Origin of the sequence: Streptomyces venezuelae (assembly GCF_008642335.1) — a bacterium.
Classification (GTDB): domain Bacteria; phylum Actinomycetota; class Actinomycetes; order Streptomycetales; family Streptomycetaceae; genus Streptomyces; species Streptomyces venezuelae_F.
Genome location: NZ_CP029191.1, coordinates 2,327,753 through 2,342,278 on the forward strand (window position 1 = coordinate 2,327,753; position 14,526 = coordinate 2,342,278).

Genomic DNA, 14,526 nt, shown 5'->3' on the forward strand with positions numbered 1-14,526 from the left:
GGGGGTGCCGCCCGGGCCTTCAAACGCCTAGCCGTTCAGCTGGGGGCAGACGTCAGAGACACAGCACGATGCTGGCGTCGCTCCAGCAGAGGAGGAGGCTGGCCACGCTGCCGCCGCCACCGCCGCCGCCACCGGTCATCTCGTCGGATTCCATGCTCTGCAGGTCGAGGAGTGCCATGAAACTAACCTCTCTCTTGGGGGAGTTGCTTTTCATGGGGTTGTGTCACGACCCCGCCGTGAGGCGGGACCGGCTCTGGGGCCGCCGCGGGGGCGGCAGGAAGGGGACGTGCGCTCCGTCGTCGCCGAGGGCGCCGGCGAGTGCGAGGAGGCAGCCCGCCGTCCCGGTGTGGAGGTCCATGGACAGCCGCAGCATCTGGTGTCCGGGGAAGGCCAGCTGGCCCGCGTACGACATGGCGAACCAGCCGAGCGCCCCGATCTGCTCCGCGACGTCCTCGGGCGTGATGCCCGGGGTGGTGGTGCGGTTGACGTGGGCGAGGAGTCCGGCGCGGCCCTGGAACAGGCCGGGCTGCACGCAGAAGCGTGAGCGCGCGGCGGCCAGGATGCCGGGGCGTGCCGCATCGAACGCCGCGTCGTCGCGGTGCGCCAGGTAGTCGTCGAGGACCATGCCGATGCCGACGCTGCCGTCGCCGAGGTAGGGCATGGTGCGCCAGCCCTCGTTGACGGCGAGGCTGCCGTCGCGTTCCTGGGCCACGCACTGGCCGAGGTCCGTGCGCAGGGCGTGGGCCGCCAGGTCGAGGAGGGCGGTGTCGCCGTTTCGCTCGTAGAGGCGCAGGAAGAGCAGTGCGGGTCCGGTGGCGCCGCGCAGCAGTCCGGCGCGGCGGCGTCCGCCCTTCCCGGCCGCTTCGGTGTCCGCGGTGAGGCGTTCACCGAGGATTTCGGCGGCGTGCAGGGCGTGCCGGGCCAGTTCGTCCTCGCCGGTGCTGTGGGCGAGGGCGTCGAGGGCGAGGCCGAGTCCGGCGAGGCCGCCGTGCAGGTCGGAGGGGAGCCGTTCCCACTTCTCCTGGAGGATCAGGTCGGTGAGGTCCAGGGCGCGGGTGCGGTGGCCCAGGCGGTCCAGTACGTGGGCGACGCCCGCGAGGCCGTCGTACAGGCCGAGGGGGGTGCCGCGCGGGGCGGGCTCCGTGTGCTTCAGGAGCCAGCGTTCGCCTTCCTCGTAGCGTTCGGCGCCGGTCTCGGCGAGGGCGTACAGCACGCCGGCCGCGCCGTGCGCGAGGCCGAGTCCGCCGCCGTCGGAGAACTGGGCGATGTCGCCGGGGAAGAGCCGGTCGTCGCGTTCGGGCGTGGCGGAGGCGAGGATGGCCTTGACCATCGAGTCGCGGCTGTACGGCCAGTCGGCGGGGTCGACCAGGGGTGCGGTCGCCCCGGCCGTGTGCCGGGTGGCGCCGGTCCGGCCGCGCGGCCCGTGTTCGATCTCGGCGACGGCCTCGGCGAGAAACTCCGCGGGCACGTCGGGGAATTCGGCGGCGATGACCTGGGCGAAGTGGGCTGCCTTGCCGCGGTCGATGGAGAGCAGTGACGTGATCGGCAGGAAGAGGGCGAGGCGCAGGCAGGCGAGTGCGTAGCGGTCGACGTCGGTGCCGGTGCGGTCGGGCGGCGCGAGGAACCCGGGGTGCGCGACGACCTGGCGGCCCCCGTCGCCCACGGCGGCCGCCGCCTCGAAGTCGAGGAGGGAGACGGACTGTTCGTCGGGCGCGACCATGATGTTGAAGAGGTGCAGGTCGTTGAAGACGACGCCCCGTTCGTGCACGGCGGTGACGGCGTCCTCGACGGCGCGGTGCATGCGCAGCGCCCAGGCCGTGTACTCGGCGATGGCTGCGGGGTCCGGCTCGCTCGTACAGAGCGGGTGCCGGTGGGCGAAGAACGAGTTGAGGGTGGCGCCTTCGAGGAAGTCCATGACGAGGAAGCGGTGGCCGTCCAGGAGGAACCAGTCGCGCACCTCGGGGGCGACGCCGAGTCCGGAGAGCTTCTCCAGGGCGGCCTTCTCGCGTTCGAGGCGGGTGACGGCGTCGGCGCCGTCGGAGGCGAGTCCGGCGTGCGGGCGGCCTTCCTTGAGGACGACCTTGCGGCCGTCGCGGGTGTCGGTACCCGCGTAGACACCGCCGCCGTTGGAGAAGTGCAGGGCCTTCTCGATGCGGTACGGCAGGTCGGTGACGGTCGTCGTGTTGCGGGCCGCGAGCGCCGGTTCGAGGAACGCGGGCAGGGTCACCCAGGCGGGAACCTTGAAGGCGGGGTCGCGCGGGTCGGGCACGAGCTGTCCGTCGGCGTTCTCGATGGCCGGCACCATCGTGCCCTTGCCGTTGTCGCACATGCGGCGGGTGAACGCGCCGTACCTGACGTACAGCGGGCCCTGGCGCCAGCGCAGGTCGGTGAGGATGTACGGGCCCTCGGTGCCCTCCAGGCGGTCGCCGAGGTCGTCGAGTATCTCCTGGAGCTGCGCCTCGTCCGCCGGGTAGACCGTGACGGCCTTGCCGCTGTGGTCGCGGCCCGCGTACTTGCTGTTGCGCAGGTGCAGGAGGTGCTTGCCCGGCACGAACTTGAACGGGATGCGGCGGGGCACGCAGTAGTCCCAGACGACCGAGGCGACGCGGTCCGCGTTCTCCAGGGTCGCGGAGACGTGGATCTTCCAGCCCTGCTGGGGCGAGGGCAGCGCGGCTCCTTCGTCGTCCACGGGGACGAGGGAGAGCCAGTCGCCGACGCGTCCGGAGCGCCATCCCTGGGGGACGGTCCTGCCTGCCACCAGGAACTCGGTGGCGCCCGCGGCGCCCTTGGACGACAGTCGGTCCGGGGTCTCGTAGAAATGCCTGTCGGCCAGACAGTAGACCTCGTACCGCTTGTCCATGGCGTCCCCTCTCCGCTCGGCGTGGCAGAGAGATTTCCAGGGTGCCGGGGGACGGAACAGTCACGACTGTCATCACATGGCCGTGCGGAACGCATGGGTAAAGTCACGTTCGCTCATGTTCGAGAGCACAGAGTATCCGCGGCCCGGACAAATGGCGACACCCGCGCCGTCATGAGGACGAACGGGGCGCGGGTGTCAACGAGTTGGAAACGTGTCCGGTCACTCGCCCAGGACGTGCCGGGTCACTCCTCCGGCGGGAACACGACCTCTCCGCCGTGGGCCAGCGTGATCGTGATCGCCTCGACCGGGCAGCCCTCCGCCGCTTCCAGGACCTTCTCGTTGGCGTCGGTCTCGGGGGCGGTGGGGTGCGACTGGCGTGCGGTGTCCAGCGCGAAGCCGCCGGGCGCGGTGAGCACGCACATCCCTGAGCCGATGCAGACGGACCGGTCGACCTCGACGTGCCAGCGGTCTCCCATCAGGCACCGCTCCCCTCATAGCCGTTGGGGAGGTGGATCATCTTGTGCTCGAAGTACTCGCCGTATCCCTCGGGGCCGAACTCGCGCCCCAGGCCGGAGTTCTTGTAGCCGCCGAAGGGGCCGAGCATGTCGAGGCTGAAGGTGTTCACGGAGTACGTACCGGTGCGCACCCGGCGCGCGATGTCGATGCCGCGCGCGGTGTCGGCGGTCCAGACGCTGCCGCTGAGCCCGTAGTCGGAGTCGTTGGCGATGCGTACCGCTTCGTCCTCGTCGCCGTAGGGCAGCAGGCAGATGACGGGGCCGAAGATCTCCTCGCGGGCGATGCGCATCGAGTTGTCGACGCCGCCGAAGAGGGTCGGCTCGACGTACCAGCCCCGGTCGAGTCCGGCGGGGCGGCCGCCGCCCGCGAGGATCTTGGCGCCTTCCTCCTGGCCGATGCGGATGTAGTCGAGGGAACGCTGCTGCTGCCGCTGGGCGACGAGGGGGCCGAGTTCGGTGGCGGGGTCGAGGGGGTCGCCGACCTTGAGGGCGCTCGCGGCGGCGGAGAAGGCCTCGGCGAACTCGTCGTAGCGGGTGCGGGGCACGAGGATGCGGGTCTGAGCCACACAGGCCTGGCCGTTGATCATCCAGGCGAACGGGGTGATGCCCGCGACCGCCGTGGCCGCGTCGGCGTCCGGCAGGACGACGGCGGCCGACTTGCCGCCGAGTTCGAGCGTCACGCGCGTGAGGTTGCGGGCGGCGACCTCCATGACGCGCTTGCCCGCGGCGACGGATCCGGTGAAGGACACCTTGTCGACGCCAGGGTGCCCGACGAGGTATTCGCTCACCTCGCGGTCGGCGCAGACGATGGACAGCACGCCCTCGGGCAGGCCCGCCTCGGCGGCGAGCTCGGCCAGTATGTAGGCGTCCAGGGGTGCTTCCGGGGACGTCTTGAGGATCACGGGGCAGCCGGCGAGCAGGGCGGGCGCCAGCTTGGCGGCCGCCGTGAACTGCGGGACGTTCCACGGTACGACGGCCGCGACGACGCCCACCGGTTCGCGCCGGACGAGCAGCTTGCCGAGGACACCGTCCCGCTGTTCCTCGTACGGGAAGTCGCGCGCGACGGTGATCGCCGCGTCCCACGCCATCATCGCGGCGAGGGCCTGCACCATCACGCTGGAGGTGTACGGGGTGCCGTTCTCGGTGCTGATGACGCGGGCGATCTCCTCGTGGCGCACCGCGAAGCCGTCCTTGATCTTCGTGATGACCTCGATGCGCTCGTCCGGGGTCATGCGCGGCCAGGGTCCGTGGTCGAAGGCCTCGCGGGCGGCGGCGACGGCGCGGTCGATGTCGGCGGGGGCCGCGTGCGGCACGCGGGCGAAGACCTCTCCGGTGTGCGGGGAGACGATGTCGATGACGTCCTTGCCGAGCGGGTCGACCAACTCCCCGCCGATGAACAGCTGTCCGTGTTCCACGAGCTCGGTCATGGCTGACTGCCTCCTGCGGAGCGGTTCCTGACACGGTTTCAGGATTGAAGAACTGATACCAGTTCTAGTTCGTGGAGTCCACGGACGGAAGGGGCAACACAGCCTCCAAGCGGTCGACTTGGGCGACTATTGGAACTAGTTCTAGTTATAGTGAGGGGCCCCGGCGAGGGTGACCGTCCCCCGTGAGGGCGACGGCCCCCGGCGAGGGGACCGGTGACGAGAGACGAGGCCCTCATGACCCCGCAGGTGACAGAGCCGCCGGTGACCGAGCACGGCGGCGGCGTCTGGAGCATCAAGGTCCCGATCCCCGACAACCCCCTCGGCTTCACCCTCGTCCACCTCCTGGACACCGACGCGGGTCCGGTCCTCGTCGACACCGGCTGGGACGACCCGGCGTCCTGGGACACCCTCGTCGCCGGACTCGCCGCGTGCGGCGTCGCGGTCGCCGACGTGCACGGCGTCGTCATCACCCACCACCACCCCGACCACCACGGCCTCTCCGGTCAGGTCCGCGACACCTCCGGGGCGTGGCTCGCCATGCACGACGCCGACGCGTCCGTGGTCCGCCGCACCCGCTCGAACCCGCCGGACCGCTGGTACGCGTACCTGGTGGACAAGCTCACGGCCGCCGGCGCGCCCGCCGACCACGTCGCCCCGCTGCTCCGGGCCCGCGACGAGGGCCGCCCCCGTACCCTCCCCGGCCTCGCCCCCGCCCTCCCCGACCGCTCCATCACCCCCGGCGAACTCCTCGCCCTGCCCGGCCGCCGCCTGCGCGCCATCTGGACCCCCGGCCACACGCCCGGCCATGTCTGCCTCCACCTGGAGGAGGAGCACCCGGCGGGCCTGCGCGGCAACGGCCGCCTCTTCTCCGGCGACCACCTGCTGCCCGGCATCAGCCCGCACATCGGCCTGTACGAGGACCCCGAGTCGGAGACGGTGACCGATCCCCTCGGCGACTACCTGGACTCCCTTGAGCGCGTCGCCCGCCTCGACCCCGCGGAGATCCTCCCCGCCCACCAGCGCGCGTTCACCGACGCGCCCGCCCGCGTCCGCGAGCTCCTGGCCCACCACGAGGAGCGCCTGACCGGCCTCCTCGCCCTGCTCGCCGAGCCCCTCACGCCCTGGCAGATCGCCGCCCGCATGGAGTGGAACCGGCCCTGGGACGAAATCCCCTACGGGTCGAGGACCATCGCCGTCTCGGAGGCCGAGGCGCATGTGCGGCGGCTGGTGAAACTGGGGCGCGCGGAGGCCGTGCCGGGGAGCGATCCGGTCACGTTCGTGGCGGTGTGACCCGAGAGGTGCGCGGACCGGCCGGTAGAGTGAGCGCGTCGTCCTCACGTCCGCCAAGGGGGAAGCCGGTGCGAATCCGGCGCTGACCCGCAGCCGTATCCGGGCCCAGACCTCAGGGGCCCGTAAGCCGGAATGCCCGGCGCGGAACGTGACCGGCTCGCTTCATCGGGCCCCCGATGAGCGGCACCGTCGAGGTATACGGAGCCGGAGCCGCCCGGTCGCCGTGCTCGCACGGTCCGTGCCGCCCCGCTCCCCGCAGGGAGAGGCAACCCGCCCCATCATGAACGTTCGTCGCAGCGCAGCGGTCCTGGCCGCCGCCGTCGCCGTCTTCGGCTCGGCCGCGGCACCGGCCGCCTTCGCGGACGACGCGAAGCCGTCGCCGTCGGCCGCCCTCCCCTCGGGCCTCTACGGCAAGACCGACCCGAAGTTCGACGGCGTCTTCCGCCAGTCGTACGCCCTGCTCGCCCAGGACACCGAGGGCGTGAAGCCCGCCGCGAAGGCCGTGGACTGGCTGACCGGCCAGCAGTGCGCGAGCGGCGGCTTCGCGGCGTACCGCGCGGACTCGTCCGAGCCGTGCAACTCCAAGACGGCGGTCGACAGCAACTCCACCGCGGCGGCCGTGCAGGCGCTCGCCGCGCTCGGCGGCCAGGACGAGACGGTCAAGAAGGGCGTCGACTGGCTGAAGTCCGTGCAGAACAAGGACGGCGGCTGGGGCTACAACCCGGGGCTGCCCTCCGACGCGAACTCCACGGGCATCGTCGTGGGCGCGCTCGTCGCCGCGGGCCGCAACCCCGCCGACGTGAAGTCCCAGGACGGCAAGTCCGCCTACGACGCGCTGCCGAAGCTCGCCATGGACTGCGGCAAGGACGGCGGCGCCTTCGGCCTCGCCGACATGAAGTCCGGCAAGCTCGCGCCGAACGCCGACGCCACCGCGGCCGGTGTGCTCGGCAGCCTCGGCAAGGGCCTCGTGGTCTCGGCCCCCAAGAAGTCCGAGGACGCCGCGCCCAAGTGCGCGAAGCCGGACACCGCCACGCAGGCCGCGAGCAACGGCGTCGGCTATCTGCTCGACACCCTCGGCAAGACCGACGACCACCTGATGTCGCTGATGCCCGGCGCCAAGGACCAGCCGGACTTCGGCAACACCGCCGACTCCGTGGTCGCCCTCGCCGCCGCCGGACAGGGCGAGCGGGCGAAGAAGTCCGCCGAGTGGCTCGCGGAGAACTCCGCGGACTGGGCGAAGCAGTCGGGCCCCGCCGCGTACTCCCAGCTGATCTTCGCGGCGCACGCGGCCGGTATGGACGCGCGCGACTTCGGCGGCGCCGACCTCGTCAAGCAGCTGAACGCCACGGGTCCGGCCCCTGAGACCTCCTCGAAGTCCCCGTCCGACGCGGACTCGGACGAGAAGAAGGACGACGACGGCGGCGTCAGCGTCTGGTGGATCATCGGCGTCGGCATGGTCGCGGGCATCGGCATCGGCTTCCTGTACAGCGGCAACCGCAAGAAGCAGCAGCCGTGACCGGGGGCCGTGCGCGGCGCGGGCGGCTCGCCGTCGGCGCGTTCCTCGCCGCGCTCCTGTGCGTCCTCGCCGCCGCGCCCGCCCAGGCCGCCGGTTACCGCTACTGGTCGTTCTGGGAGCGGGACGGCGCGCAGTGGACGTACGCCACCCAGGGCCCCGGCACCGCCCGCCCCGAGGACGGCGACGTCCAGGGGTTCCGCTTCTCGGTCTCCGACGACTCGAAGGACTCCGCGAAGCCGCGCGGTCCCGCCGACTTCGACGCGATCTGCGAGGACACCCCGGCGAAGGACGGCCGCAAGCGCGTGGGCCTCGTCGTCGACTTCGGCACGGCGGGCGACGCCCCCGGCGGGGAGACGCCGCCGAAGCGGCGGATCGCCTGCGCGCAGGTCGGCGAGGACGCCACCAGCGCGGAGGCCCTCGCCTCCGTCGCCAAGCCGCTGCGCTACGACAGCAAGGCGCTGCTGTGCGCGATCGACGGCTACCCGAAGACGGGCTGCGGCGAGCAGGTCGCCGGCGACGGAACGACCACGAAGGCACAGCCGGAGACGGAGCCGGGGACGGAGAAGGCGGACGGTGCGGGTGACGGCGCCGACGGCGGCCCCTCGGTCGGCCTGATCGCCGGGATCGCCGCCGTCGCACTGCTCGGCGGTGCCGGGATCTGGCAGGCCCGCCGCCGCCGCGGCTGACGCGCGGCTGCGTACGGACGACGAACACGACACGGACAGCACCATGACGGACCACGGCGGCGGCGCGCCCGCCCTCCTGCGGCGCCGCCTCGCCCCCGAGGCGCACCGCGGCAACGCGCTGCACCCGGGCGCGTGGTGGGTGTGGGCCATCGGCCTCGGCACGGCTGCGTCCCGCACGACCAATCCGCTGCTGCTCGGTCTGCTGATCGGCGTCGCGGGCTATGTGGTGGCGGCGCGGCGGACGTCGGCGCCGTGGGCGAAGTCGTACGGCGCGTTCGTGAAGCTGGGCCTGGTGGTCATCGCGATCCGCCTCCTCTTCGCGATCGTGCTCGGCTCGCCGATCCCCGGCACGCACGTCGTCGTGACGCTGCCGGAGGTGCCGCTGCCGGAGTGGGCGAGGGGCGTGCGGATCGGCGGGCGGGTGACGGCGGAGGGCCTGCTGTTCGCCCTCTACGACGGCATCCGCCTCGCGGGCCTGCTGATCTGCGTCGGCGCGGCGAACGCGCTGGCCAGTCCGGCGCGGCTGCTGAAGTCGCTGCCGGGTGCGCTGTACGAGGTCGGGGTGGCGGTCGTCGTGGCGATGGCGTTCGCGCCGAACCTGATCGTGGACGTCCAGCGTCTGCGCGCGGCACGGCGTCTGCGCGGCCGCCCCGACCGCGGCATCCGGGGCCTCCTCCAGGTCGGCCTTCCCGTCCTCGAAGGCGCGCTGGAGCGGTCGGTCGCGCTGGCCGCGGCGATGGACGCGCGCGGCTTCGGCCGCACGTCCCCCGTCCCGGCGGCGGTCCGCAGGGCGACGGCCATCCTGACCCTCGGCGGTCTCATGGGCGTCTGCGTGGGTACGTACGGTCTGCTGACCGCCCAGGGCACGTCCTACGGCCTGCCCGCCCTGGCCGTCGGGCTCGCCTCCGCACTGGCGGGCCTGCGCCTCGGCGGCCGCCGCTCGGTGCGCACGCGCTACCGCCCCGACCCGTGGGGCCCCCGGGCCTGGCTGGTCGCCGGGTCCGGGGTCGCGGTGGCGGCCCTGACGATCTGGGCGACGACGCACGACCCGGCGTCCCTCCACCCGGGAGTCGTCCCCCTGGTGGCTCCGACCCTGCCGCTGTGGCCCGCGGCGGCGGCGCTGATCGGCCTGCTCCCGGCGTTCGTGGCACCGGTGCCGCCGGACAACACCCGCCCCACCGCACCCGCGAACACACCGCTCCCCGAGCCTCCCCGGGCGCATCCGTCCGCCGCCGCCTGGCGTACGCGGCCGCCCACTGCCACTGCCGGGCCCCCGCCCCCGGCCCCCTCCCCCACTTCCTCCGAGGAGACCTCATGATCCGCTTCGAGGACGTCTCGGTGACCTACGACGGGGCGCCCGGGCCCACCGTCCGGGGCGTCGACCTCACCGTCCCCGAGGGTGAGCTCGTGTTGCTCGTCGGGCCGTCCGGGGTCGGGAAGTCGACGTTGCTCGGGACCGTCAGCGGGCTCGTGCCGCACTTCACCGGGGGCACCCTGCGCGGGCGCGTGACCGTGGCGGGGCGCGACACCCGTACGCACAAGCCGCGTGAGCTCGCCGACGTCGTCGGGACGGTGGGCCAGGACCCGCTCTCGCACTTCGTGACGGACACCGTCGAGGACGAGCTGGCGTACGGGATGGAGTCGCTGGGGCTCGCCCCGGACGTGATGCGGCGGCGCGTCGAGGAGACCCTCGACCTGCTCGGCCTCGCCGACCTGCGCGACCGGCCCATCGCCACCCTCTCCGGCGGCCAGCAGCAGCGCGTCGCCATCGGCTCGGTCCTCACCCCGCACCCCCGGGTCCTCGTCCTCGACGAGCCGACGTCGGCCCTCGACCCCGCCGCGGCCGAAGAGGTCCTCGCCGTGCTCCAGCGACTCGTGCACGACCTCGGTACGACCGTGCTGATGGCCGAGCACCGCCTGGAGCGGGTCGTGCAGTACGCGGACCAGGTGCTGCTGCTCGCCGCGCCGGGCGAGGCACCGGTACTCGGCGACCCGGCCGCGCTGATGGCCCGCTCCCCCGTCTACCCGCCGGTCGTCGCCCTCGGCCGCCTCGCGGGCTGGTCACCGCTGCCGCTGACGGTGCGGGACGCGCGACGCAGGGCGGACACGCTGAGGGCGCGCCTCGCGGACGCGAACCCACGAAGGGAGGCCGAGGGGCCCGATGGGCAGGACGCGGGCCGCCGGCGACCGAAGCGCCGCGAGACCCGCACGGCCCCGGCACCGCAGGAGATCGACTCGACCGCCGCCCAGCCGCGAAGCGACGTGCCGGGCGGCGGTCGGCGATGGTCACGGCCGCGCAAGGAACGTGCGGTGACTGCGCCGCGCGAGGCGGGCGCCGCCTTCGTCGAGCGGCTGGCCGTGCGACGGGGGCGCGTCGAGGCGTTGCGGCGTGTGGATCTCGTCGTCACCCCCGGCGAGACCGTCGCCCTGATGGGGCGCAACGGCGCCGGGAAGTCCACGCTCCTGTCCGCCCTCGTCGGCCTCCTCGAACCCGCGTCGGGCACCGTCCGCGTCGGCGGCGTCGTCCCCCACCGCACGCCGCCGCGGCAGCTGATCCGGCACGTCGGTCTGGTCCCGCAGGAACCGCGCGACCTGCTGTACGCGGACACCGTGGCCGCCGAGTGCGCGGCCGCCGACCACGACGCGGACGCGCCGCCCGGCACCTGCCGCGCCCTGGTGGACGAGCTGCTGCCGGGCATCGCTGACGACACGCACCCCCGCGACCTCTCCGAGGGCCAGCGGCTGACGCTCGCCCTGGCCATCGTCCTGACCACGCGCCCGCCGCTGCTGCTCCTGGACGAGCCGACCCGCGGCCTCGACTACGCGGCCAAGACCCGTCTCGTCGCCATCCTGCGCGGGCTCGCCGCCGAGGGGCACGCGATCCTGCTCGCCACGCACGACGTGGAGCTGGCCGCCGAGATCGCCCACCGCGTCGTGATCCTCGCGGACGGCGAGATCGTCGCGGACGGCCCGACCGAGCAGATCGTCGTCTCGTCGCCGTCCTTCGCGCCGCAGGTCACCAAGATCCTGGCGCCGCAGGAGTGGCTGACGGTCTCCGAGGTGCGCCGGGCCCTGGGCACGGGCGGGAGCGGGGGCGAGACCTCGTGACGGTTGTCCCCAAGGCCCGCCCACACGTCCGCCCCATCCGCCTCGGGCGCCGTTCCATCGCCGCGCTCGCCCTGGTCAGCGCCGTCGGCGTGGCCGCGTTCGGGTGGCCGCTGCTGGCCGCGGGCGACTCGGGGCTCAGCGAGCACGCGCAGGACGCGCCCTGGCTGTTCGCCGCGCTGCTTCCGCTGTTGCTCGCCGTCGTCGTGGCGACCATCGCGGACGTCGGGCTGGACGCGAAGGCCATCGCGATGCTCGGCGTGCTCGCCGCCGCGGGCGCCGCGCTGCGGCCGCTGGGCGCGGGGACGGCGGGCATCGAGCCGATGTTCTTCCTGATGGTGCTGAGCGGACGCGTGCTGGGGCCGGGCTTCGGGTTCGTGCTGGGGGCCGTGTCGATGTTCGCGTCGGCGCTCCTGACGGGCGGCGTGGGGCCGTGGATGCCGTTCCAGATGCTGTCGATGGGCTGGGTCTGCATGGGCGCGGGGCTGCTCCCCGGCCACGAGAGCCTGCGGGGGCGGGGCGAGCTGTGGCTGCTCGCGGGGTACGGGGCGGTGGCCTCCGTGCTGTACGGCACGGTGATGAACCTCCAGGGCTGGCCCTACCTCGGCGGCCTCGCCACCGGCGTCTCCTTCGTGCCGGGCGACCCCCTCGTGGAGAACCTGGGCCGGTTCGTCGCGTACTGCCTGGCGACCTCGCTGGGCTGGGACCTGCCGCGCGCGGTCGTCACCGTGCTGCTGAGCCTCGCGCTCGGCCCCGCCGTCCTGAAGGCGCTGCGCCGGGCCACACGCCGGGCCGCGTTCGAGGCGCCGGTCACATTCGAGGCGCCGGAGGCGTAGGGGGACCGACGCGTTCCGTTACATCCAGGGCGCTCCCGAGTGAGGCGGCCCACAGGACGTTGGTCCTCTACTAAGGAGGCCCGTAGATCACGTTCCTTGATGTGCATGCGTCAATCACCGCGCTGACCTGCGCATTGAGAGCCAGGTCACACGAAGGACATTCGTCTCGGATGCGACTTCCACTAGTAAATGGGGTCATTGCGGCGGCGTAACAGCCCTGCTTCTCTGGATGAGTCGCACGGCGCCGACAGCCCACCCGGGCCTCGGCGCCGCCGCATGTCCCCCGCACTTCCGTGTCGGACGGCGTGCACCGCGACAGCCCCGTTCCCCACCGGAAGGTCCTCTGTGTCCGCCTCGCTCATCCGCCGCATCGCTTCCCCGAAGAAGGCCATCACCGGCGGCCTCGTCGCCGCCGCCGCTACCGGCATGGTCTTCGCCGCGGCCCCGGCCCAGGCAGCCACCCCGACCACCGCGAAGGCCGCCGCCCCGGCCGCCGCTCCCGCCGCCGCCCCCGCGTCCGCCAAGGCGATCGCCAAGAAGAAGATCCCGGACCCGGCGCAGTTCGCCGCGTTCGACAAGATCGTCTCGCACGAGAGCGGCTGGAACCCGAGCGCCACGAACTCCTCCTCCGGCGCCTACGGTCTGGTCCAGGCCCTGCCCGCCTCGAAGATGGCGTCGGCGGGCTCGGACTGGAAGACCAACCCGGAGACCCAGATCGAGTGGGGTCTGAAGTACATGAACGACCGCTACGGCAGCCCCGTCGGCGCGTGGAACCACTGGCAGGCGAACGGCTGGTACTGAGCAGCCGGCGCGAACCGCCCCTGAGAACCGCCACGGAAAGAGGCGGCAACCCCCCGCGGGTTGCCGCCTCTTTCACGTACCGCCTACGCCTACGACCCCACCCGCGCGAACCACCGCGCGATCTTCGGTGCCGCCTTCCCCACCGACCGCATGTGCGGCACCGCGCCCTGGTCCAGGACCGGTGCCCGCACCCCGTGCGCGGCGAGGGTCGCCGCGCAGCTGCGGGCGTTCTGGATGGGTACGTCGGTGTCGCCGCGCGCGGCGTAGAGCCGTACCGGAGCCGCCGGCTTCCAGTCGCAGAAGCCGTCGTTCGCCGCCAGGGCCTCCTTCAGGCCGCCCGTCGGCCGCTGGACGCGTTCGTAGAAGGCGGGCGTGAGCAGTTCCTTCACCGTCTTGGGCAGCGCGGGCAGGACCTGCTCCTCGGTGTGCCCGCCGTCGAAGAGCCGCTCGATCCGGTCCGCGTAGGGCGCGCGGAACGCGTCCGAGGGGTCTTTGTAGATCGGGTGCAGGCGGTTCTGGGCGACCAGGAAGTACGAGAGGTAGAAGACGGCGCTGGTGTCGTTGACCCGGCCGTCGAAGAGGGCGGGCATCTCCTCGCCGGACAGGTCGTAGGGGCCGCTGACCGGCGCGACGGCCCGCAGGGTGAACCCGGCGAGTCCGCGGTCCGCCTCCCGCGCGAGGGCCATCGTCACCTGGCCGCCCTGCGAGAAGCCGGTGAGGTACAGGTCGCCCGAGAGGGTGCGCCCCTCGCGCCGGGCCGCGGTGCGCGAGGCGCGCAGCATGTCCTCGGAGGCGGTGACCGCCGAGCGCGCGTCCATGTACGGGTGGACGCCGGGGCCCTTGCCGAGCCCGAGGTAGTCCGGCGCCGCGACGGCCTTGCCCGCGGCGGCGTGGAGGTAGGGGCTGAGCCGCCCGGAGTCCTCGGCGACCGAGGGGGCGTAGTCGCGGTGGACCATCGTGCCGTGGGCGTCGGAGACGAGACCGAGGGCGCGATCCCGCGGGGTCTTGGGCAGCACGAACAGACCGGTGGCGGTGGTCGGGCGGCCCTGGGTGTCGACGGTGCGGTAGGTGAGGCGGTACGCCCGCACGCCGTACCGCACCGTCTCCGTGCCGAACTTGCCCTTCTTCAGGAAGGCGGCCACCTCGGCGCGGCTCAGGTCGGCGACCGGGGTGACGCGCAGGAGGGCGCCCCGGTCGGAGTGGTGCGCGACGGCGGGGCGGGTCCCGGCGTCCTCGGCGCCCTGTGCGGCGGGCGCGGCGGTGAGTCCGGCGAGGCCCGCGAGCATCAGCGCGGCGAGGGCGGCGCCCCCTCGGCGTACGGAACGGACGCGACGGGTCGTGGAGTCGGCGGTGTTCGTGCACTCGGCGTTCATGGGTACGACGTTACGAAGAGTCACCGCGCGGGCGACATCCGAGAACCCCCCGGCCACGAGGTGTACCTGACGCCACCCGCGTACGCCGCCTGGAGCTACGTCTACGGCTACAACTAC

Annotated in this window: 12 protein-coding genes and 1 riboswitch; of the genes, 7 read left to right on the forward strand and 5 right to left on the reverse strand. The window is 73.2% G+C overall.

Going from position 1 to position 14,526, the window contains the following annotated elements:
• Positions 1-52: 52 nt before the first annotated feature.
• From DEJ49_RS10405 to DEJ49_RS10420, 4 genes are all read right to left on the reverse strand, one after another.
• Entirely contained in the window at positions 53-178 is a 126-nt protein-coding gene (locus tag DEJ49_RS10405) for a SapB/AmfS family lanthipeptide (RefSeq protein ID WP_150183872.1), read from the reverse strand.
• 45 nt (positions 179-223) lie between these two features.
• Positions 224-2,860, reverse strand: coding sequence for a class III lanthionine synthetase LanKC (gene lanKC / locus DEJ49_RS10410; RefSeq protein WP_150183873.1), 2,637 nt, complete (start codon positions 2,858-2,860; stop codon positions 224-226).
• 242 nt (positions 2,861-3,102) lie between these two features.
• On the reverse strand, positions 3,103-3,336 hold the full coding sequence (locus DEJ49_RS10415) for a ferredoxin (RefSeq protein ID WP_150167258.1): 234 nt from the start codon (positions 3,334-3,336) through the stop codon (positions 3,103-3,105).
• Entirely contained in the window at positions 3,336-4,802 is a 1,467-nt protein-coding gene (locus tag DEJ49_RS10420; protein WP_150183874.1) for an aldehyde dehydrogenase, read from the reverse strand. The genes DEJ49_RS10415 and DEJ49_RS10420 overlap by 1 nt, the downstream gene beginning before the upstream one ends.
• A gap of 234 nt (positions 4,803-5,036) precedes the next feature.
• Here DEJ49_RS10420 and DEJ49_RS10425 point away from each other — a divergent pair, with 234 nt between their 5' ends.
• The 7 genes from DEJ49_RS10425 to DEJ49_RS10455 all read left to right on the forward strand — a co-directional run bounded on the left by DEJ49_RS10425 (position 5,037) and on the right by DEJ49_RS10455 (position 13,036).
• Positions 5,037-6,092, forward strand: a complete 1,056-nt coding sequence (locus DEJ49_RS10425; RefSeq protein ID WP_150188145.1) for an MBL fold metallo-hydrolase — start codon at positions 5,037-5,039, stop codon at positions 6,090-6,092.
• A gap of 24 nt (positions 6,093-6,116) precedes the next feature.
• Positions 6,117-6,251: riboswitch (cobalamin riboswitch) on the forward strand.
• Positions 6,252-6,372: 121 nt separating this feature from the next.
• Complete coding sequence (locus tag DEJ49_RS10430; RefSeq protein ID WP_150183875.1) at positions 6,373-7,608, forward strand: prenyltransferase/squalene oxidase repeat-containing protein; 1,236 nt, start codon at positions 6,373-6,375, stop codon at positions 7,606-7,608.
• Positions 7,605-8,294, forward strand: a complete 690-nt coding sequence (locus DEJ49_RS10435; protein ID WP_150183876.1) for an SCO2322 family protein — start codon at positions 7,605-7,607, stop codon at positions 8,292-8,294. Before DEJ49_RS10430 ends, DEJ49_RS10435 begins: the two co-directional genes overlap by 4 nt.
• Positions 8,295-8,337: 43 nt before the next feature.
• Entirely contained in the window at positions 8,338-9,612 is a 1,275-nt protein-coding gene (locus tag DEJ49_RS10440) for a CbiQ family ECF transporter T component (RefSeq protein WP_190329588.1), read from the forward strand.
• Complete coding sequence (locus DEJ49_RS10445; protein ID WP_150183877.1) at positions 9,609-11,402, forward strand: ABC transporter ATP-binding protein; 1,794 nt, start codon at positions 9,609-9,611, stop codon at positions 11,400-11,402. Before DEJ49_RS10440 ends, DEJ49_RS10445 begins: the two co-directional genes overlap by 4 nt.
• The gene (locus tag DEJ49_RS10450) at positions 11,399-12,235 is read left to right on the forward strand and encodes an ECF transporter S component (protein ID WP_150183878.1); all 837 of its coding nucleotides are present in this window, start codon (positions 11,399-11,401) and stop codon (positions 12,233-12,235) included. Before DEJ49_RS10445 ends, DEJ49_RS10450 begins: the two co-directional genes overlap by 4 nt.
• A gap of 345 nt (positions 12,236-12,580) precedes the next feature.
• On the forward strand, positions 12,581-13,036 hold the full coding sequence (locus DEJ49_RS10455; RefSeq protein ID WP_223832787.1) for a transglycosylase SLT domain-containing protein: 456 nt from the start codon (positions 12,581-12,583) through the stop codon (positions 13,034-13,036).
• Positions 13,037-13,125: 89 nt separating this feature from the next.
• Here DEJ49_RS10455 and DEJ49_RS10460 read toward each other — a convergent pair whose 3' ends face one another.
• Positions 13,126-14,409 (reverse strand): alpha/beta hydrolase, encoded by a 1,284-nt coding sequence (locus DEJ49_RS10460; protein ID WP_150183880.1) that lies wholly within the window; start codon positions 14,407-14,409, stop codon positions 13,126-13,128.
• Positions 14,410-14,526: the final 117 nt, after the last annotated feature.